17 protein-coding genes are annotated in these 20,761 nt (G+C 65.0%); 12 read left to right on the top strand and 5 right to left on the bottom strand.

All coding sequences use genetic code 11. The features are described 5' to 3' along the window. Positions 1 to 96 precede the first annotated feature (96 nt). The 5 genes from PV773_RS09930 to PV773_RS09910 all read left to right on the top strand — a co-directional run bounded on the left by PV773_RS09930 (position 97) and on the right by PV773_RS09910 (position 5,841). Positions 97 to 843, top strand: a complete 747-nt coding sequence (locus tag PV773_RS09930; protein ID WP_347966203.1) for a cytochrome c biogenesis CcdA family protein — start codon at positions 97 to 99, stop codon at positions 841 to 843. Positions 844 to 937: 94 nt separating this feature from the next. Further along, on the top strand, positions 938 to 2,308 hold the full coding sequence (gene glmU / locus PV773_RS09925) for a bifunctional UDP-N-acetylglucosamine diphosphorylase/glucosamine-1-phosphate N-acetyltransferase GlmU (RefSeq protein WP_347966202.1): 1,371 nt from the start codon (positions 938 to 940) through the stop codon (positions 2,306 to 2,308). Between the two features lie 139 nt (positions 2,309 to 2,447). Continuing rightward, the gene (glmS, locus tag PV773_RS09920) at positions 2,448 to 4,271 is read left to right on the top strand and encodes a glutamine--fructose-6-phosphate transaminase (isomerizing) (protein ID WP_347966201.1); all 1,824 of its coding nucleotides are present in this window, start codon (positions 2,448 to 2,450) and stop codon (positions 4,269 to 4,271) included. 110 nt (positions 4,272 to 4,381) lie between these two features. Beyond that, on the top strand, positions 4,382 to 4,960 hold the full coding sequence (locus PV773_RS09915; RefSeq protein ID WP_347966200.1) for a DUF2272 domain-containing protein: 579 nt from the start codon (positions 4,382 to 4,384) through the stop codon (positions 4,958 to 4,960). A gap of 125 nt (positions 4,961 to 5,085) precedes the next feature. Continuing rightward, positions 5,086 to 5,841: a DUF502 domain-containing protein gene (locus PV773_RS09910; protein ID WP_347966199.1), complete on the top strand. Its 756-nt coding sequence runs from the start codon at positions 5,086 to 5,088 to the stop codon at positions 5,839 to 5,841. Here the strand turns inward: PV773_RS09910 and recG are convergent. Then, positions 5,793 to 7,901: an ATP-dependent DNA helicase RecG gene (gene recG, locus PV773_RS09905; protein ID WP_347966299.1), complete on the bottom strand. Its 2,109-nt coding sequence runs from the start codon at positions 7,899 to 7,901 to the stop codon at positions 5,793 to 5,795. The genes PV773_RS09910 and recG overlap by 49 nt on opposite strands. Positions 7,902 to 7,994: 93 nt before the next feature. Here recG and PV773_RS09900 point away from each other — a divergent pair, with 93 nt between their 5' ends. Both PV773_RS09900 and mfd read left to right on the top strand, forming a co-directional pair. Beyond that, complete coding sequence (locus PV773_RS09900) at positions 7,995 to 8,282, top strand: succinate dehydrogenase assembly factor 2 (RefSeq protein WP_347966198.1); 288 nt, start codon at positions 7,995 to 7,997, stop codon at positions 8,280 to 8,282. An 8-nt stretch (positions 8,283 to 8,290) separates the two neighbouring features. Further along, positions 8,291 to 11,788 (top strand): transcription-repair coupling factor, encoded by a 3,498-nt coding sequence (gene mfd, locus PV773_RS09895; protein WP_347966197.1) that lies wholly within the window; start codon positions 8,291 to 8,293, stop codon positions 11,786 to 11,788. 357 nt (positions 11,789 to 12,145) lie between these two features. On the opposite strand, the gene PV773_RS09890 is transcribed toward mfd, so the two are convergent. Both PV773_RS09890 and PV773_RS09885 read right to left on the bottom strand, forming a co-directional pair. Further along, a complete protein-coding gene (locus PV773_RS09890) occupies positions 12,146 to 12,817 on the bottom strand; it encodes a DsbA family oxidoreductase (protein WP_347966196.1) in 672 nt (223 codons plus the stop codon). A 75-nt stretch (positions 12,818 to 12,892) separates the two neighbouring features. Then, a complete protein-coding gene (locus PV773_RS09885; protein WP_347966298.1) occupies positions 12,893 to 14,620 on the bottom strand; it encodes an extracellular solute-binding protein in 1,728 nt (575 codons plus the stop codon). 328 nt (positions 14,621 to 14,948) lie between these two features. On the opposite strand from PV773_RS09885, the gene PV773_RS09880 reads away from it, so the two are divergent. Next, a complete protein-coding gene (locus PV773_RS09880) occupies positions 14,949 to 15,575 on the top strand; it encodes an invasion associated locus B family protein (RefSeq protein WP_340040214.1) in 627 nt (208 codons plus the stop codon). Positions 15,576 to 15,650: 75 nt separating this feature from the next. On the opposite strand, the gene hspQ is transcribed toward PV773_RS09880, so the two are convergent. Next, positions 15,651 to 15,974: a heat shock protein HspQ gene (hspQ, locus tag PV773_RS09875; RefSeq protein WP_347966195.1), complete on the bottom strand. Its 324-nt coding sequence runs from the start codon at positions 15,972 to 15,974 to the stop codon at positions 15,651 to 15,653. 243 nt (positions 15,975 to 16,217) lie between these two features. Here hspQ and PV773_RS09870 point away from each other — a divergent pair, with 243 nt between their 5' ends. Next, complete coding sequence (locus PV773_RS09870) at positions 16,218 to 17,180, top strand: AEC family transporter (protein ID WP_347966194.1); 963 nt, start codon at positions 16,218 to 16,220, stop codon at positions 17,178 to 17,180. A 2-nt stretch (positions 17,181 to 17,182) separates the two neighbouring features. On the opposite strand, the gene PV773_RS09865 is transcribed toward PV773_RS09870, so the two are convergent. Beyond that, complete coding sequence (locus PV773_RS09865) at positions 17,183 to 18,412, bottom strand: UbiH/UbiF family hydroxylase (protein ID WP_347966193.1); 1,230 nt, start codon at positions 18,410 to 18,412, stop codon at positions 17,183 to 17,185. A gap of 103 nt (positions 18,413 to 18,515) precedes the next feature. Here PV773_RS09865 and PV773_RS09860 point away from each other — a divergent pair, with 103 nt between their 5' ends. The 3 genes from PV773_RS09860 to pcsA are packed head-to-tail and all read left to right on the top strand — an operon-like array spanning position 18,516 to position 20,761. After that, complete coding sequence (locus PV773_RS09860) at positions 18,516 to 19,412, top strand: DUF2182 domain-containing protein (RefSeq protein WP_347966192.1); 897 nt, start codon at positions 18,516 to 18,518, stop codon at positions 19,410 to 19,412. 15 nt (positions 19,413 to 19,427) lie between these two features. Continuing rightward, positions 19,428 to 20,042, top strand: coding sequence for a DUF1326 domain-containing protein (locus tag PV773_RS09855; protein WP_347966191.1), 615 nt, complete (start codon positions 19,428 to 19,430; stop codon positions 20,040 to 20,042). Then, the gene (gene pcsA / locus PV773_RS09850) at positions 20,039 to 20,761 is read left to right on the top strand and encodes a phosphatidylcholine synthase (RefSeq protein ID WP_347966190.1); all 723 of its coding nucleotides are present in this window, start codon (positions 20,039 to 20,041) and stop codon (positions 20,759 to 20,761) included. The genes PV773_RS09855 and pcsA overlap by 4 nt, the downstream gene beginning before the upstream one ends.

Here is a 20,761-nt window from a genome sequence, read left to right as displayed (position 1 = left end):
GTCGCCCAGCGGCGACGACATGCCACGGAATGGTGATTGGTGCTGTCAGGCCGACAACGCTATATCCGGCCCTGATTATCGGCGGAGCGGCGTGGAATGTTATTGGACATTGGCTATCTGACTGCACTGGGGGCGGGAGCGTTGTCGTTCCTTTCGCCATGCGTGCTTCCGCTGGTGCCGCCTTATCTCTGCTACATGGCCGGCGTTTCTGTCGACGACTTCAAAGGGGGCGGAGCAGCTGTTGCCGTCAACCGGGCGCGTGGCGCGCTGCTGACGGCCTCCGGCTCCTTCGTGCTCGGCTTCACGACCGTTTTTGTGGCTCTTGGTGCAGGTGCATCGTCCATCGGGCAGGTGCTCCGGCTGTGGCAGCAACCGCTTGCCATGGCCGCTGGCGTGCTCATCATCCTGATGGGCCTCAATTTCCTCGGCCTCTTGCGCATCCCGATGCTGTCGCGCGAGGCGCGCTTCCACACCGAGGGCAAGCCGGCGAGCAATCTCGGCGCCTACGCCATGGGCCTGGCCTTCGCTTTCGGCTGGACGCCCTGCATCGGTCCGGTCCTCGGGCCGATCCTGACGCTCGCGGGCGGACGCGAGACGGTGGGCGAGGGGGCGCTGCTGCTCGGCATCTATTCGCTCGGGCTCGGCATTCCATTCCTCGTTGCCGCGCTGTTCTCGGGCGCGTTCATGCGGTTCCTGTCGAAGTTCCGCGTGCATCTCGGCAAGGTCGAGAAGGTCATCGGCGCCCTTCTCGTCGTGGCCGGCATCCTGTTTCTCACGGGTGGCATTCAGACAGCGTCCTACTGGCTGCTCGAGCGCTTCCCCATCCTGGGCCAGCTAGGTTAGCGTCCGGCCGGAATTCCGCTGCATTGGACCGCAATGCTTGGAATGATAGAAAGGTGGCCGATTCCAGCCGCCTTTTTCCAATCCGGACGACGCCATGACCCCGAGAACCTGCCTGTCGATCATTCTTGCTGCCGGCGAAGGTACGCGCATGAAGAGCGCCATGCCCAAGGTGCTGCATGGCATCGCCGGCCTGCCGATGGTCGCGCATGTGGCGAGGACGGCCCAATCCGCCGGCGCAAGCGATGTCGCGCTGGTCGTCGGGCATGGCGGAGACGAGGTGAGGAAAGCCGCGGAAGGTTTTGCGCCGAAAGCAGAAATCTTCGTCCAGGCCGAGCGGCTGGGCACGGCGCATGCCGTGCTGGCGGCGCGGCAGGCGATTGCGCGCGGCCATGATGATTTGCTCGTCATGTTCGGCGACACGCCTCTGGTCGAGGCGGAATCGCTCGCGACCGCGCGGACCGGCTTGGCCGAAGGTGCCGCCGTCGTGGTCATCGGTTTCAGGCCGCCGAGCCCGGCGGGCTACGGCCGCCTGATCGAGAAGGATGGCAGGCTGATCGCCATCCGCGAGGACAAGGACTGCACCGACGAGGAGCGCAAGATCGGCTTCTGCAATGCCGGCTTGATGGCGATTGCCGGCAGGCACGCGCTCCAACTGCTCGACGAGGTCGGCAATGCCAACGCCAAGGGCGAATTCTATCTCACCGACATCGTCGAGATCGCCGACCGCGCCGGGCTGAAGGTGATGGCGACCGAGGCGAGCTTCGAAAGCGTGCTCGGCATCAACAACCGCGCCGAACTGGCCGAGGCCGAGGCCATCTGGCAAAAGCGCCGCCGCCGCAAGGCGATGCTCGACGGCGCCACGCTGATCGCGCCGGAAACCGTCTACTTCTCGCACGACACCCAAATCGGCGCCGACGTGACCGTCGAGCCGAATGTGTGGTTCGGCGTGGACGTGAAAATCGCCGACGGGGCTTTGATCCACGCCTACAGCCATCTCGAAGGTGCCAGCGTCGGCCCGCGTGCCGAGATCGGGCCTTTCGCACGGCTCAGGCCGGGCGCCGACCTGCACGAAAAGTCCAAGGTCGGCAATTTCTGCGAGGTGAAGAAGGCGACGGTCGAGAAGGGCGCCAAGGTCAATCACCTCACCTATATCGGCGACGCACGCGTCGGTGCAGGCGCCAACATCGGCGCCGGTACCATCACCTGCAACTATGACGGCTATTCGAAATTCTTCACCGACATCGGCGAAGGTGCCTTCATCGGGTCCAATACCTCGCTGGTCGCCCCGATCGCGATCGGCGCGCGATCCTACATCGCATCGGGCAGTGTCATCACCGAAGAGGTGCCAGAGGATGCGCTCGCCTTCGGCCGCGCACGGCAGAAGACGATGCCGGGCAAGGGCAAGGAACTGCGCCAGCGCTTTGCCGACGCTGCCGCGGCGAAGAAGAAGTCCGCGGCGGAATAGGCGGGAAGGTTACGGCACAAAACGGCCGCGCTCGGCCCGCTTTGCCGGTGATACGTTGCGAAACGGAATGTGACTTCCGCTCGGGTGCGGCTCCGCATAAATGGCCGCAGGGTTCGCGGGACATTTTTGGGGGGCGCCTATGTGCGGAATCGTCGGAATCGTCGGGCAGGTGCCGGTTGCGCCGCTGATCGTGGATGCGCTGAAGCGGCTGGAATATCGCGGTTACGATTCGGCCGGCGTCGCCACCATCGAACATGGCGAACTCGCGCGCCGGCGTGCCGAGGGCAAGCTCGTCAATCTCGAGCGTCGGCTGAAGGCCGAACCGCTGGACGGCACGATCGGCATCGGCCACACGCGCTGGGCCACCCACGGCGTGCCCAACGAGACCAATGCGCACCCGCATTTCTCCAGCGGTGTGGCGATCGTCCACAATGGTATCATCGAGAATTTTGCCGAGCTGCGCCAGGAGCTTACGGCCGACGGTTACGAGTTCACCTCGCAGACCGACACCGAGGTCGTGGCACATCTGATCGCCCGCGAACTGGCGGGCGGCGCCGAGCCGGTGGATGCCGCCTATGCCGCGCTCAAGCGGCTGCACGGTGCCTTCGCGCTGGCCATCATGTTCCAGGGCGACGAGGACCTGATCGTCGGCGCGCGCAACGGCCCGCCGCTGGCCGTAGGCCATGGCGAGGGCGAGATGTTCCTGGGCTCGGACGCGATTGCGCTGGCACCCTTCACCAACTCCATCACCTATCTCGAGGATGGCGACTGGGCCGTCGTGCGCCGCACCGAGTTCCAAATCTACGACATGGACGGCAATGCCGTCGAGCGGCCGCGTCGCCAGTCGCTCGGCACCAGCTACCTGGTCGACAAGGGCAACCACCGGCACTTCATGGAGAAGGAAATCCATGAGCAGCCGGAGGTGATCTCGCATACGCTGGCGCATTATCTCGACTTTACTCAAGGGGTGTCGAAGCCCCTCGATCTGCCGTTCAGTTTCGCCGATATCGACCGCATCGCGGTTTCGGCCTGCGGCACGGCCTATCTCGCCGGACTGGTCGGCAAATACTGGTTCGAGCGCCATGCGCGCCTGCCGGTCGACATCGATGTCGCCTCGGAGTTCCGCTACCGCGAGATGCCGATCTCGAAGAAGAGCGCCGCCTTCTTCGTCTCGCAATCGGGCGAAACCGCCGACACGCTGGCTTCGCTGCGCTATTGCCGCAAGGAAGGGGTGCCGATCGGCGCCATCGTCAACGTGCGCGAATCGACGATTGCGCGTGAATCCGACGTGACGCTGCCGACGCTTGCCGGTCCCGAGATCGGCGTGGCCTCGACCAAGGCGTTCACCTGCCAGCTTTCCGTGCTGGCGGCCATCGCCATCCGCGCCGCCTCCGAGCGCGGCACGATCACGGCGGAGGAAGAAAAGGCGCTGGTGCGCAGCCTGTCGGAGACGCCGCGCTATGCAGCGCAGGTGCTCAAGCTCGACAAGCAGATCGAAAAGGTGGCTCGTGAGCTGTCGTCGTACAAGCACGTGCTCTATCTCGGCCGCGACACCAATTTTCCGCTCGCCATGGAAGGCGCGCTCAAGCTCAAGGAAATCTCCTACATCCACGCCGAGGGCTATGCCGCGGGCGAGCTCAAGCACGGGCCGATCGCGCTGATCGACGAGAATATGCCGGTCATCGTAATTGCCCCGCATGACCGCATATTCGAGAAGACCGTCTCGAACATGCAGGAGGTGGCGGCGCGCGGCGGCAAGATCATCCTGATCACCGACCAGAAGGGTGCGGCACAGGCGACGATCAAGACCATGGAGACGATCGTGCTGCCCGACGTGCCGGAATTCATCGCACCGATCATCTACGCGCTGCCGATCCAGATGCTGGCCTATTTCACTGCCGTCTTCATGGGGACCGACGTCGACCAGCCGCGCAATTTGGCGAAGTCGGTGACGGTGGAGTAGGCCGAAACAAGGCGCCAAAATCGGTAGTTGCGCTTTGGTGTCTGTGCAACCAATAGTAGATTTTGCGCTGATGTTGCCGTATCCTGCCTCCGCAACCTGAGGAGGTGGATATGGCCACTGGCTTTGCCAAAAAATTGGCCTCGTTGGCGGAGGCGGAATTCGATCAGTACAACGGCTACCATGAGACCACGCCGAAGATGGCGGGGCGGATCAAGTGGTATTGGAGCAGCCTGGGCCTGGGATTTCCGGGCGTAGGCACCGCCTGGTCGGCGGTGTTCGTGTCGTCGTTCGTGAAGAATGCAGGCGCAAGCGCCTCCCAGTTCAAGTTCTCTCCGCGGCATTCCGAGTTCGTCCATGTGGCGATCGACAATGCCAAGAAGGTAGTCGGGGTGTTCCGCGCCCACCCGACGGCGGACTATGCGCCAAAGATTGGCGACATCATCCAGAACAACCGCAACGGCAACACCTTCGACTACAGCTTTGCCATGAGCAACAAGGCATACGAATCCCACTCGGCCATCGTCGTCGAGGAAGGGGTCGATGGCGGCGGCCGCTACGTCCGGACGGTCGGGGGCAATGAGTCGGATACCGTCGGCGCCAGGGTCGTGCGGCTCAATGCGAAGGGCATCATCAAGCAGCCGCCCAGCGACCCCAGTCGCTACATCTGCGTCATACAGAACTTGTTGTAGGGCTGCGTTGGCAATGCGAATGAGGCTCCGCGGTGCTGAGCGGCGGCGGTCACAGCAATATTGGTTGTCGGGCAGCAGACTTGATGCTCTAAGGTGAGTGCAGCGCACAATCCGTCGAGCCGTCCATGTCCGACAGCCAGAAGTCCTCGGCAGTGACACGGTTGAGGAACTATTTCCTCACCGGCTTCGTCGTCTGCGCACCGCTGGCGCTCACCGTCTACATCGTCTGGTCGTTCATCGGCTGGGTCGACTCCTGGGTGAAGCCCTACATCCCCGCGCGCTACAATCCCGACACCTACCTGTCGATCCAGGTTCCTGGCTTCGGGCTGATCGTGGCGTTGGTGCTGATCACGCTGATCGGCTTCCTGACCGCCAATTTCATCGGCCGCGCCATCGTCGGCTTCGGCGAGCGGCTGCTACACAGGACGCCGCTGGTGCGCGGGCTCTACAAGGCGCTGAAGCAGCTGTTCGAGACGGCGCTGTCTGACAAGAACGAGATGTTCCGAACGGTCGGCATGGTCGAGTATCCGCGTAAGGGCGTATGGTCGATAGTCTTCGTCGCCGGCGACAAGCGCTCAGAGATCAACGACAGGCTCGATGTCGAGGGCGATCCGCTGATGGCGGTCTTCATGCCGTGCACGCCGAACCCGACGACTGGTTTCCTGATGTACGTGCCTAAGTCCGAGGTCGTCCTGCTCGACATGAGCATCGAGGACGGCGCCAAGTTGATCGTCTCGGCAGGGCTGGTGACACCCGACACCAAGCAGAAGGCGGACGCCAAGGGCAGGGCGGTCGACGGGCCGATCGGCAACCCGCCCGTGGGCACGCTGCCTCAACCGGCCCTCAGCAACCTGACGGCCTCGTCGCGGCCGAACAAATAGAGCAACAGACGCAACGCTTCCCCGCGGGGCGATACCAGTTCGGGGTCGCGGGCTAGGATCAGCCGGGCGTCGTCGCGGGCGATTTCGAGCAGGTCCGCATGCGCCTCGATGCGCGCGACCTGGAAGCCCGGAGTGCCGGATTGGCGCGTGCCCAGGAGTTCGCCTTCGCCGCGCAGCTTGAGGTCTTCCTCGGCGATGAGGAAGCCGTCCTCGGTGTCGCGCATGACCGACAGGCGGCGCTTGGCGGTTTCGCCGAGCGTGTCCTTGTAGAGCAGCACGCAGGACGATGGTTTCGAGCCGCGTCCGACGCGACCGCGCAACTGATGCAACTGGGCGAGGCCGAAGCGCTCGGCATGTTCGATGACGATGATGGTGGCGTCGGGTACGTCGACGCCGACCTCGATGACGGTGGTGGCGATCAGAACGCGCGTTTCGCCTTCCTTGAAGGCCCGCATGGCATCGTCCTTCTCCGCACCCTTCATGCGGCCATGGACGAGGCCGATGCGGGAGTCGAAGACTGGCTGCAGCGAGGCGAAGCGGTCCTCGGCCGACATCAGCTTGATTTCCTCGGACTCCTCGACCAGCGGGCAGATCCAGTAGACCTTCTGGCCCTCGGCGACGGCATCGCGCATGCGGCCGACCAGTTCGTCGATGCGGTCGAGCGGCATGGTGACGGTCTTGATCGGCTGGCGGCCGGCGGGCTTCTCGGTCAGGCGTGATACGTCCATGTCGCCGAAGGCCGTCAGCACCAGCGTGCGCGGGATCGGCGTCGCCGTCATCACCAGCATGTCGGGGGCCTGTCCCTTGGCGTTCATGGCGAGGCGCTGGTGGACGCCGAAGCGATGCTGCTCGTCGATGACGGCAAGCGCCAGGTCGTGGAAGACGACGGCTTCCTGGAACAGCGCGTGCGTGCCGATGACGATGTCGATCTCGCCGGATGCGAGATCGGCGAGGATCTGGGTCCGCTCGCGGCCCTTTTCGCGGCCGGTGAGCACCGCGACCCTGAGCCCGACACGCTCGGCCAGCGGCGAGATGCCGGCGAAATGCTGGCGGGCGAGGATTTCGGTCGGCGCCATCAGGGCTGCCTGGCCGCCGGCCTCGACGGCGCGGGCCATGGCGAGCAATGCCACCACCGTCTTGCCGGAGCCGACGTCGCCCTGGAGCAGGCGCAGCATGCGCTCGGGCCTGGCGAGGTCCTCGTTGATCTCGACGAGTGCCTGTTCCTGCGAGCCGGTCAGCGCATAGGGCAGGGCCTTGCGCAGGGCCTCGACTAGGCGGCCGTCGCCGGTCAGAGGACGGCCGTGTAGCTTGCGGACGCGGGCGCGGACCAGCGCCAGCGACACCTGGCCGGCGAGGAACTCGTCATAGGCGAGGCGGCGCCAGGCGGCGGTATCAGGCGATGCATCCAGCGGATCGGCGGGGTTGTGGACGCGCTGCAGGGCGGCCGCAAAAGCCGGAAAACTCTGCCGGCGCATGACGTCGGCATCGAGCCATTCCGGCAGCGCTGGCACGCGCTCGATGGCCTGGCCGATGGCGCGGCGCAGGACCTTCGCCGACAGGCCGGCGGTCAGCGGATAGACCGGCTCGACCAGCGGCAGCTTGTCGGCCTCGCTGGCCAGCGCGATGTGGTCGGGATGGACCATGGACGGACGGCCGTTGAACCATTCCATCTTGCCGGAAACGATGACCTTCTCACCCTCGGGCATGGCTTTTTCGAGATAGGCGGCGTGGGCATGGAAGAAGGTCAGTGTGATCTCGCCGGTGTCGTCATGCGCAAAGACCCGATACGGCACCGACCGGTTGCCGCGCGGCGCCGGCTGGTGACGGTCGATGCGGACTTCGAGGGTGACGATGGCGCCTTCGACGGCATAGGCGATGCCGGGGCGGTTGCGCCGGTCGATGACGCTGTTGGGCAGCACGAACAACAGGTCGCCGGCGCGCGCCGCGCGGTCGCCGAGATCGGCGGGCACGACCTTCTCGACCAACGTCGCCACCTTGGGACCGACACCGGCAAGCGTTGTGATGGGCGAGAAAAGGGGATCGAGGAGGGAAGGCCGCATCATGTCAGCTTATGCGTTCGACTTGCCGGGGCAAAGGCTGACAGGGGCGGCTATCCACGCTATATGCGCCCCGTCACCAGAGGAATTGCCGCAATGACCGGAACGACACGCTCGAGCGAAGGCCTGGATGCGCGCAGGCGCAAGCTGCTGTTCCGGTCGTGGCATCGCGGCATGCGCGAGATGGACCTGATCCTCGGCCACTTCGCCGACACCAGCATCGACAAGCTGAGCGACGAGGAACTGGACGTCTACGAGGCGCTGCTCGACATCACCGACAGGGAGCTGCTGTCCTGGATCATCGGCGAGGCGCCGGTGCCGGCATCGGTCGACACTTCCGTCTACAGGCAGATCGTGGCGTCGCGCGACGCCTTCACACTCTGAGTGAAATCATGAGCTTGCTGAAATCGATCGGCCTGCCCAAAGGCCGCGCCGGACAGTTCATCGTCGATGGCGTCGCCGACGGTTACGAGGCATTTGCCATCGCTACCGCCGCTGCGGAAATGGCGCCCGACGGTCCGCTGCTCTTCGTCGCCCGCGACGGCCAGCGCCTGCCGCAGATCGTCGAGGCGCTCAATTTCGTGGTGCCCGACGTGCCCGTTCTGGAACTGCCGGCATGGGACTGCCTGCCCTATGACCGCGTGTCGCCGGGGGCGGACGCAGCGGCCCGTAGGCTGGATGCGCTGGCGGCGATCATCGCGCTCAGGAAGTCGCCCCATCGCGCCATCGTGCTGACCACCGCCAATGCGCTTTTGCAGCGCGTGCCGCCTTCGGCTGCCATCGAGGCGCAGGAATTCCGCGCCAAGCCCGGCAACCAGGTGGAGATGAACGCGCTGGTGGCGCGACTGGAACGGGCGGGCTTCGAGCGCGTGCCGACGGTGCGAGGCGTCGGCGAGTTCGCCGTGCGCGGTGGCATCCTCGACCTCTATGCGCCGGGTGCATCCGACGCGCTCCGCCTCGATTTCTTCGGCGACACGCTGGAGACGATCCGCGCCTTCGACGTGGCGACCCAGCGCACCACCGGCAGCCGCAACCAGGTGGTGCTGCAGGCGATGAGCGAGGTGGCGCTGACGCCCGAGACGATCAGCAAGTTCCGCCGCAGCTACATCGAGGCCTTCGGCGCGCCGTCGCGCGACGACGCGCTCTACGCCGCCGTCTCCGAGGGCCGGCGCTTTGCCGGCATGGAGCACTGGCTGCCGTTCTACTATCCGCACATGGAGACGGTGTTCGAATACCTGCCCGAGGCGCCCGTGGTGTTCGATCATCTGGCCCGCGAGGCGCTGAGCGAACGCCATGTGCTGATCCTCGACCACTACGAAGCCAGGCGCAAGCAGGCCGATGGTGGCGGCATCAAGGATGCGGTGCCCTACAAGCCGGTATCGCCGGGGCAGATGTATCTCACGCCCGACGAGGTGACGACGGCGCTGGCCGACCAGGCCAATGTCGAGCTGACGCCCTTCGACACGCCCTTTACGAGCGGCCGCGTGGTGCTGCATGCGGGTTCGCATGCCGGCCGCAGCTTTGCCGAGGAGCGCGCCGACCCCAACGCCAACGTCTTCGACGTGGTGGCGCGCCACATCGCCGAGCAGCGCGCGGCCCGGCGGCGCGTCGTCGTCGCCGGCTGGACCGAAGGTTCCCTCGACCGCCTGACGCAGATCCTCGATGAGCACGATCTCGCCAATCTCAAGCGGGTCGAAAGCCTTGGCGACGTCGAGGCGCTGAGGCCGGGCGAAGCGGGCTTGGCGGTGCTGCCGATCGAAGCCGGCTTCGAGGCCGGCGACCTGATGTTCGTCGCCGAGCAGGATATCCTCGGCGATCGCCTTATCCGCCGCACCAAGAAGCGCAGGCGTGCCGCCGACTTCATAGCCGAGGCATCGTCGCTGTCGGCGGGCGACATCGTCGTGCATGCCGACCACGGCATCGGCCGTTTCGTCGGCCTGAAGACCATCGAGGCGGTGGGCGCACCGCATGACTGCCTTGAAATCCACTATGCCAGCGACGGGCGGCTGTTCCTGCCGGTCGAGAACATCGAGCTGCTGTCGCGCTACGGTTCGGATTCGGCGGAAGCCACGCTCGACAAGCTCGGCGGTGGCGCCTGGCAGTCGCGCAAGGCCAAGCTCAAGCGGCGCCTGCTCGAAATGGCGGGGCAGCTGATCAAGCTCGCCGCAGAGCGGCAGATGCGCGAGGCGCCGGTGATGAACCCGCCGGACGGCGTCTATGGCGAGTTCGCCGCGCGCTTCCCCTATGAGGAGACCGACGACCAGCAGGGCGCCATCGACGCGGTCATGGAAGACCTTGCCGACGGCAAGCCGATGGACCGGCTGATCTGCGGCGACGTCGGGTTCGGCAAGACGGAAGTTGCGCTGCGTGCGGCCTTCATCGCCGCCATGGAAGGTTTTCAGGTGGCGGTGGTGGTGCCGACGACGCTGTTGTCGCGCCAGCATTTCAAGACGTTCCAGCAGCGCTTCGCCGGCCTGCCGATCCAGGTGCGCCAGGCCTCGCGCATGGTCGGCGCCAAGGAACTGGCGGAGACCAAGAAGGGCATTGCCGAAGGCACGGTCGACATCGTGGTCGGCACCCACGCGCTGCTCGGCTCGTCCATCGAGTTCAAGAACCTCGGCCTGCTCATCATCGACGAGGAGCAGCACTTCGGCGTCAAGCACAAGGAACGGCTGAAGGAGCTGAAGAGCGACGTGCACGTGCTGACTCTGTCGGCGACGCCGATCCCGCGCACGCTGCAGCTGGCGCTGACGGGGGTGCGCGAGCTGTCGCTGATCGCGACGCCGCCCGTCGACCGCATGGCGGTGCGCAGCTTCATCTCGCCCTTCGACCCGCTGGTCATCCGCGAGACGCTGCTGCGCGAACGCTACCGCGGCGGCCACAGCTTCTATGTCGTGCCGCGCATTTCCGACCTCGGCGAGATCCAGCAGTTCCTGCAGGAATCGGTCCCGGAGCTGAAGGTGGCGATGGCGCACGGCCAGATGCCGGCGGGCGAACTCGACGACATCATGAATGCCTTCTACGACGGCCAGTACGACGTGCTGCTGTCGACGACCATCGTGGAGTCCGGCCTCGACATCCCCACCGCCAACACGCTGATCGTGCACCGTGCCGACATGTTCGGTCTCGCCCAGCTCTACCAGCTGCGCGGTCGCGTCGGCCGCTCCAAGGTGCGCGCCTATGCGCTGTTCACCCTGCCCGCCAACCGCAAGCTGACCGATACCGCCGATCGCAGGCTCAAGGTGCTGCAGTCGCTCGATACGCTGGGCGCGGGCTTCCAGCTCGCCAGCCACGACCTCGACATCCGCGGCGCCGGCAACCTGCTCGGCGAGGAACAGTCGGGCCATATCAAGGAGGTCGGCTTCGAACTCTACCAGCAGATGCTGGAGGAGGCGGTGGCCGAACTGCGCGGCAGCGGCGAGGAGATCGACACGGGCTGGTCGCCGCTGATCGCCGTCGGCACCGCCGTCATGATCCCGGAAAGCTATGTGCCCGACCTGCAGCTCAGGCTCGCGCTCTACCGCCGCCTCGGCGACCTCGAGAACACCGAGGAGATCGACGGCTTCGGCGCCGAGCTCATCGACCGCTTCGGGCCGCTGCCCGACGAGGTCAAGCACCTGCTCAAGATCGTCTTCATCAAGGCGCTGTGCCGCAAGGCCAATGTCGAGAAGCTGGACGCCGGGCCGAAGGGCGTGGTGGTGCAGTTCCGCAAGAAGGAGTTCGCCAATCCGGCCGGGCTGGTGCGCTACATCGCCGAACAGGGTTCGCTCGCCAAGATCAGGCCGGACCAGAGCGTGGTGTTCCAGCGCGACTGGCCGAACGCCGAGAAGCGTTTGGCGGGTTCCGCAGTGATCATGACGCAGCTGGCGAAACTGGCGGACGCAGCCTGAGGCGAGAGCGGTTGCTGGGGCGTGCGTCCTTCGACAAGCTCAGGATGAGGACCGTCGGCGCTGCCGGTAAGCTTTGCAGCAAGCATCAATGCGATGGCACCGATGTCATGTGCGTTGCCGCACTCAACGCGGCGTCCGTTGCGGTGACGACGCCGGGGCGGCCTTGCCGTCAGCACCGTCAGCGCTCGGTCGGCCACAGGACTACAGCAACCGCCCTCATCCTGCGCTTCCACCACGGCCCTCATCCTGAGCTTGCACCACGGCCCTCATCCTGAGCTTGCACCAACGGCCCTCATTCTGAGCTTGTCGAAGGACGCCCGACGGGCCAACCGCCAATCAGCCTCGATGACGACCGCCCTAGCTCGTCGCCAACTCGCCGCGCGCCTTGGCCGCCGCCACCTGGCGGATCGCGTCGGCGAGCGTGGCCGATTCCTGGGCGCCCATGACCGCGTATTTGCCTTCGAGCAGGAAGCAGGGCACTCCGGAGATGCCCATGCGCGAAGCGGTCACGATCTCGTTGGTGACCTCGTCGCGATCGGCGTCGGTCGGAAGCAACGCCTCTACGACGGCGGTATCCATCCCGGCTTCACGAGCGGCCTCGACGAGCACACGGTGGTCGCCGATGTTCTTGCCCTGCTCGAAATAGGAGCTGAACAGCAGCCTGACCAGTCTGCCCTGGACGCCTTCGCCCGACGATGACGCCCAGCGAATGAGCCTGTGGGCGTCGAGCGTGTTGGGGGCGACCGTGATTGCGTCGAAGTCGAAGGAAATCCCCTCGACGGCACCCAGCGAAACCAGATTGGCGTGGATCTGCTTCAGCCGCGCCTCGTCGCTGAACTTCGCCAGCATGTAGGCCTTGCGGTCCTTGCCCTCCGGCGGAATGGTCGGGTCGAGCTGGAACGGACGCCAATGCACGTCCGCCGAAACCTCGGGCACGCTGGCAAGCGCGCTTTCGAGCCTCTTCATACCCACAAAGCACCATGGACAGACGACGTCAGACACCACGTCGATGGTAAGTTGCTGGGCCATGGCTGGATGATCCTTGTTCCCGGCGCGGTCAAATCGGGCGGCAGAATGCCCGATCCGCGCTCGCTTTGCTTGAGGCTAGCCGCCCTGGCTCCACCAGACCGGCAATTGATAGCCGGATATGGGTGTTTTTTCCGGATGTTTTAGTCTCTTCGCGTACGCGATCCATTGATCGGCGTTGTGCTGCATCGGTACCATGTAGTTGCCGGAGATCAGCAAACGGTCGAGCGCGCGCACGGCGGCGACGAAATCGTCCTTCTCGCGCGCCTTGAGCATGGCGTCGATCATCGCGTCGACCGCGGGGTTGGCCACGCCCGCAAGGTTGAACGTTCCCGGCTTGTTGGCCGAGGAAGAACCCCAGCGGCCGATCTGTTCGATGCCCGGCGACAGGGTGCCGGTAAAGCCCGTCGCGCCGATCAGCACGTCGAAGTCGAAGTTCTGCTTGCGCGACTGGATCTGGTCGGCCTCGAGCGCGCGGATGACGACGGCGACGCCGAGCTTCTCCAGCGTGCGCTGGTAGATCGCGGCCAGGCGCTGCTCCGCTTCGGAGGAGGTCAGGATCTCGAAGCCGAACGGCTTTCCGTCCTTGTCCATCATATTGCCGCCCTGCAGCGTGTAGCCCGCACTCTTGAACAGGTCGAAGGCGGCCTTCAGTACCTTGCGGTCCTGGCCCGAGCCATCGGTGACCGGCGGGCGCCAGCTGCCGTCCATGACGTCGGCGCGGACGGCGTCGGGGAAGGGCGCGAGCAGCGCCTTTTCCTTGTCGTTGGCGGGCACGCCGTAGGCCGAAAGCTCCGTACCCTGCCAGAAGCTGACGGTGCGCTCGTACTTGCCGCCGAACAGGCTCCGGTTGGCCCACTCGAAATCGTAGAGCATGCCGAGCGCCTGGCGCACGACCGGGTCCGCGAACTTCGGCAGCCGCGTGTTGAACATGAAGCCGGTGACCACCGGCGGCAGGCCGCTCTTGAAGGTCTCGGCGACGATGTCGCCGTTCTTGAAGGCGGGAAAGTCGAAGCCGCGCTCGCGCTTGACCGGATCGGCCTCGGTGTAGGTGTCGCACAGCCCCTTCTTGAAGGCCTCGAACTGGGCGGCGGCGTTCAGGAAATATTCGATGGTGATCTGGTCGTAATTGTCGAAACCGCGCTTCGACGGGATGTCGCGGCCCCAATAGTCTGGGTTGCGCTTGAACACGATGCGCTCGCCCGGCTTGACCTCGGCGATGGTGTAAGGGCCGCTGCCGATCACCGGCTTCAGCGTCGTCTGGTCGAAGGTCGCCTTGTCGAAGAAATGCTTCGGAACGATCGGCGTGAGCGCGATGATCAGCGGGAATTCGCGGTCGGCCTTGTCGTTGAAGGTGAAGCGGACCGACAGGTCCCCGGTCTTCTCGATCTTGTCGATGCGGGCCATGCGGTCGCTGTAGGGCGGCCGGCCTTTTTCGGTGAACACCTCATAGGTGAAGATGACGTCATCGGGCGTGATCGGCTTGCCGTCGGACCATTTGGCGTTGGGGTCGATGTTGAACTCGATCCACTTGCGCTCCGGATCGATGTCGACCGACTTCGCGATCAGGCCATAGACGCTGAACGGCTCGTCGGCGCTGCGTGCCATCATCGATTCGAACACGAGGTTGCCGTAGATGACGTCGATCACGCCGCGCGCGGTCGTGCGCAGGCTCTTGATGATGAAGGGGTTCAGGTTGTCGAAACTGCCGATGACGCAGTAGTTGATCTGGCCGCCCTTGGGCGCATCCGGATTGGCATAGGGGAAGTTCTTGAAATCCGTGGGCAGGGCGGGCTGGCCGTGCATCGACAGGCCGTTCACCGGCTCGGCGAATCCCGCCTGCGGAGCCAGCAGGAAGAAGGCGGCGGCGGCGGTCGACAGGGAAAAGCAGCGTCTCACGACGATTTCTCCATGAGAACGGGGGAAGTTGATGATTCGAAGCCTAACCCACCCCTGTACGGGCCGTCCATGGCGGCTTGGAAATACAAGAAATGCTGCTTTGCGGGCTGGATTCGGGCCGCGCAGCGGTGTAACACCCGCGGCGAAGTCATGCTGTTGCCTCATTTGCCCAACAGGTAGCGTCGACACACCGACCCCGGCCGGTCCCGGGATTGTTTGAGAGGATTTCATGAAGATCACGAACCGGAAATTCGATGGGTTCCGTCTGTCCATCCTGGCGGCTGGCGTTGCCGGTGCGGTGGCGTCGAGCCTTTCGCCCGCAGCCGCACAGCAGCAGCAGGTGCCGCAGGGCTGGTTCAAGGCATGCTCCAAGCAGGCCGATGTCGACATCTGCAACGTGCAGAACATCCTGACGGCCTCGAACGGCCAGCTGGTCACCGGCATCTCGATGATCGAGCTCAAGGGCAAGGTCAACCGCAAGGTGTTCCAGGTGACCGTTCCCAGCGGCCGTCTGATTCCTCCGGGCGTCGGTCTGCAGGTGGACGCCAACAAGACCCAGAAGCTGGAATACGTGATCTGCTTCCCGGATCGTTGCGTGGCCGAGATCCCGCTGACCGACCAGCTCGTCGGTTCCTTCAAGAAGGGCACGGAACTGACGCTGACATCGGTCAACTTCCAGAACCAGCCCAACCCGATCAAGGTCTCCCTGCAGGGCTTCTCCGGCGCCTTCGATGGCGAGCCGCTGAAGCAGTCGGACCTCGAGGATCGTCAGAAGAAGCTCCAGGAGTTCGTCTCCAAGAACAACCAGGACTTCGCCAAGAAGCTCAAGGAAGAGCAGGACAAGGCCAAGACGGCCAACTGATCCTCAAATTGGCAGGGAAATGAAAAAGCGAGGCCTCGAGCCTCGCTTTTTTTGTGTCCGCCCGACAGTCCGCGATCAATGGCTGATGCGCGGCTTGAGCACGTAGCCGCCGTCGGGCGCCTTGTCGAAATACTCCCCCACCTGCGGGTGGCGGACCGGCTCTCCGGTATGGTCCTCGAGCAGGTTCTGCTCCGATACGTAGGCGACGTACTCCGTCTCCGAATTTTCCGCGAGCAGGTGGTAGAAGGGCTGGTCGCGGCTGGGGCGCACGGCTGCCGGGATGGCCTCGTACCACTCTTCGGTGTTGGAGAATTCCGGATCGACATCGAAAATTACGCCGCGGAAGGGGAACACGCGGTGGCGAACCACCTGTCCGATCGAGAACTTCGCCGTCTTCATGTTCGTTACCATGCCTGCATATGATCTGCCTGATCATACGCCAAATCAACTATTTAGGTTGCAGGTTGAAGCCAGGACCGCAGCTTTTGGCCGTGCGCCGGGCTTAGCCCTATTTGGCCCGCCCGCCCGGCCATTTCAATGGCGTGGCGCTTGACTGCCGTCGGAGCCGCGCGCTACCGGCTTGCCCAGGCGACGGGCATGTGGCCGGTCGCATGACCCGGGGGACGCTGCGGGAGCCTCTGCATGTCTGACGTGATCGGTCTGGTACTCCCGTTCTTCGGGCTCATCTTCGTCGGCTATGCAGTCGCCCGTCTCACGCGCCAGCCGCTGGAGGCGCTGGGATGGATGACGACGTTCATCGTCTACGTGGCACTGCCGGCGCTGTTCTTCCAGCTCCTGGCCAAGACCCCGTTCGAGCGGCTGACCGAATGGGGTTACATCCTCGGTGCGGTGTTCTCGACCTTCACCATCTTCGCCTCGATGTTTGCCGTCTCCTTCGTCAGAGGGCGCGGCGAAATCGCCGAATCCACGGTCAAGGGGCTGGCCGCGGCCTATGGCAACATCGGCTATATGGGTCCCGGGCTGGCGCTGCTTGCCTTCGGCGAGGAGGCGGCGGTGCCGGTGGCCCTGATCTTCTGCTTCGAGAACATCATGCACTTCACCGTCGCGCCCTTGACGATGGCGCTGGCCGGTGACGAGCGGCGCTCGCCCAGGAGCGTGGCGGCCGATGTCTTCAAGAAGATCGCGTTCCACCCCTTCATCATCGCGACCGCCCTGGGGGTGCTCGCCGCCTATGCCGAGTTTCGCCCGCCGCTGCCGGTCGAACGCTTCCTCGAGTACCTGTCGCGCGCGGCCGCCCCTTGCGCGCTGTTCGCCATGGGCGTGACGCTGGCATTGCGCCCGCTGAAGCGCGTCCCGCACGAAATTGCGCCGATCGCCATCCTCAAGCTGATCGTGCATCCGCTCTTGTGCTACGTGGTGCTGAGCTGGGTCGGCAATTTCTCGCCCGCCTGGCTGTTCTCCGCGGTGCTGCTCGCGGCACTGCCCACCGCCACAAACGTGTTCGTCATCGCTCAGCAATACGGCGTATGGGTCGAACGCGCTTCGGCGAGCGTATTGATCACCACCTGTGCCTCGGTGCTGACCGTGACCGGTCTGCTGTACATGATCCAGAACGGCATCCTGCCGCCGGACCTGTTTCCGTAGGCCTATTCGGCCGTAGTCGGGGAACCCCGCCGCGGCGCCCTGAGGGAGGAGGCGAGCGCGGCAAAGCCGCTGCCGGGCCTGAGCCCCTCGCGCATGAAGAAGGCGCGCACGGGCGAGAGGCCGCCGAGCAGGTTGAGCCCGAGGCCCCGGGCGAGCTGGGCCGGAAGCATGTCGGACAGCAGCGACATGTTGAGCAGGTTGACCGCACCGGTGCGGGCCAGGATGTCCGGCCTGCGGGCGGAATCATAGGCTGCCAGTGCCGCCGCCGCCCCGGGATCGTCCGCATGTTTCGAAGCCATTGCAACGAGTTGCTCGACGTCCCTGATGCCGAGGTTCAGGCCCTGGGCGCCGATGGGCGGGAAGACATGTGCCGCCTCGCCGACCAGCGCTACCCGTTTGCCGGCGAAGCGCAACGGCAGCGACGTCGACAACGGATAGATCTGCCGGCCTCCTTCGACCGTCACCCGGCCGAGCATCGATTGCATCTGCTGTTCGACCCGCAGCGACAGGGCCGCGTCGTCGAGCTCGGCCAGTTGCCTTGCCGTCTCGGGCCTCACTACCCAGACGAGGCTCGAACGGCGCCCGGGCAGCGGCACCTGGGTGAACGGGCCGGTCTCGGTGTGGAACTCGGTCGAAGTGAAGGCGTGGTCGCGGCCGTGGGCGAAGTTCAGCACCAGGGCCGCCTGCGGCAAGGTCCTCGAGGTGGCCGAGATGCCGGCGGCCTGGCGCGCCGGCGAATTGCGGCCGTCGGCAGCGACGGCGAGCCGCGCCTCCACCGTTTCGCCGTCCGACAGCGTGGCCACGACCCCGCCTTCCCCGAGCTTCCAGCTTTCGACCAGCGTGCGCCGCCATGCGATCCCCGCATGTTCGGTGACGGCATTCTCCAGCACGGCGTTGAGCACGCGATTCTGGAAGTTGAAGCCGAAATGCTCCTCGCCGATCTCGCCGGCGCGGAACGTGACCATGGGGCTGCGGATAAGCCGGGCGGTGCCGTCGATGATGCGCATGACCTTCAGGGGTGCCGCGCCCTTCGACAGCTCTGCGAGCACGCCGAGGCGGTCGAGGACCTTGAGCGCCGGCACCATGAGCGCCGTGGTGCGGCCGTCGTCGGCGCGCGCCGGCGGACCGGCGAGAACCACGTCGAAACCGGCGCCGGCAAAGGCGAGCGCCGAGATCATTCCGACCGGTCCCGTGCCGGCGACGAGGATACGGGTGTGATTGTCGACGCTCATCTGCCGCCGTCCATGCTGCGACGTCCTGTAAGGACTCGGATATCCGCATATATTGCAGGCCTAAGCCATTGATCAACGCGGCGATTCAGCCCATTCGATTGCGATGGGCGATCAGCTGGACGATTTCCGCAATCTCGACGCTGCCGGCCGGGCCGCCGCTTTCGCGGCGCAACGTCCACGCGCGGCAGTCTATGCGGTGCTGGGCACAGCCGTCGCCCTGTCCTGGGCCGTGTTGCTCGCCATGGCTGTCCGCGTCGCCGGCACCCGGGCACCCGGCCTGTCCGCGCCGGGTGACGCGTTGCTGCGCGCCTTGCCGGACCTGCCGTGGCCCGGCTGGTTCGACACTCTGATCGCACTCTGCCTGTCCCCGCAACCGCTCGGCGGCGGCATCTGGCCGCGGCTGGCCGTGCTTTCCGCCATGTGGCTGTTGATGTCGGTGGCGATGATGCTGCCTTCGGCCGCCCCGATGATCCGGACCTATTGCGAGATTGCCGACACGGCACGGGCGAAGAGCGAAGCCGTCGTCCACCCCCTTGTCCTCGTCGCCGGCTATCTTTCGGTATGGCTCGTGGTGTCCGCCGGATTTGCGGCGCTGACGCTCGTAATCCAGGCGGTCGCGTCCGCCGCCGATCCGCTTGCGCCAGTGCAGGGCGTTGCCGCGGCGGCCGCGCTCGCGCTTGCCGGGCTCTACCAGTTCAGCGGGTTCAAGGCGGCCTGCCTGCACAAATGCCGGAGTCCGTTTTCGATCCTCTTCGGCCGTTGGAGCACGCGGCCGTCGCGCATATTCCGGCTCGGCATCCAGCAGGGTTTCTGGTGCGTCGGTTGCTGCTGGGCCCTCATGCTGGTGATGTTCTCGGTCGGCCTCATGAACCTCTTCTGGATGGCCCTGATCGGGATTTTTACGTTGTTCGAGAAACAGATGGCGGGTTCCCTTCCGTCGCGTGTCGCAGGCGCGATACTGCTTGTCTGGGCGGGAGCCCTGCTATTAAGTGCGGTCTGAGAAGGGGAGGCAACGATGGCTGACCAGAGCTGGGCAATGAAGGGAGAGCTCGTGCTGTCCTGCAATTGCACCGTGTTCTGCCCCTGCGTGCTGTCGCTCGGCAACCACCCGCCGACGGAAGGCTACTGCCAGACCTGGGCCGGTTTCCGCGTCGACAGCGGCCATTTCGGCGACGTGGACCTTTCCGGTCTCAATCTCGGGCTGATCATGGAGATTCCTGGCTATATGAGCCGCGGCAACTGGACCGCCGGGCTGTTCATAGACAAGCGCGCCTCTATCCACGCGACCAAGGCATTCACCAGGATCTTCACCGGCAAGGCCGGGGGCACCACGTCGCTGCTCTCTATCCTCGTCGGCAAGTTCCTCGGCGTCGAGCAGGTGCCGATCACCTACGAGACCAGGGACCGCACCCGCCTCTTCCAGATTCCCAAGATCATCGACGGGGCGGTGACGCCGATCCCCGGCAAGAGTAGCGAAAGCGATACGGTAATCACCAATTCGGAATACTGGATCGCACCAGAAATCATCGTGGCGAAGTCGGACAAGAGCCGGATGCGCGCCTTCGGCCGCAACTGGAACTTCGCCGGCCGCTCGGCTGAAATCTGCAAACTGGATTGGCGGGGACCGTGAAGCCAAAAAAAGTCACCTGGCCGCAGGCCCGCGCATTTTCGGTTCATCTGCTGACGGCATCAGGCTCGTTCCTGGCCTTCGTCTCGCTCGTGGCCGCGAGCGAGGAACGCTGGACCGCCATGTTCTGGTGGCTCGGCCTGGCGCTGTTCGTCGACGGCATCGACGGGCCGATCGCGCGCAAGCTCGAGGTCAAGGAAATCCTGCCGACATGGTCGGGCGAACTCCTCGACAACATCATCGACTACGTCACCTATGTGCTCATCCCGGCCTTTGCGCTCTACCAGCGCGGCTTCATGGGCGAGGGCCTGTCGTTCCTGTCGGGCGCCATCATCGTCGTGTCGAGTGCGATCTACTATGCCGACACCGGCATGAAGACCAAGGAGAACTTCTTCAAGGGGTTCCCGGTCGTCTGGAACATGGTGGTCTTCACCCTGTTCGTCATCGAGCCGAACCAGTGGGTCTCGTTCGGGGCGGTGGTCGTCGCCGGCATCCTCACCTTCGTGCCGATGAATTTCCTGCATCCGGTGCGGGTCATCCGGCTGAGGAACATCAACCTTCCGATGACGCTGATCTGGTGCGCATTCGGCGCGGTCGCGCTTTTGCAGCAGATGCAGGCCAGCGACTGGGTCAAGCTCGGCATCGCCATCAGCGGCGTCTATCTCTTCTTCATCGGCGGCGTGATGCAGCTGTTTCCAAAACTCGGTGCACGGAGGGACTGA

It is taken from the genome of Mesorhizobium sp. CC13 (assembly GCF_039907765.1).
GTDB lineage: Bacteria > Pseudomonadota > Alphaproteobacteria > Rhizobiales > Rhizobiaceae > Aminobacter.
Note: the sequence above shows the minus strand (reverse complement) of the source record. Positions and strands in the feature narration are given on the sequence as shown.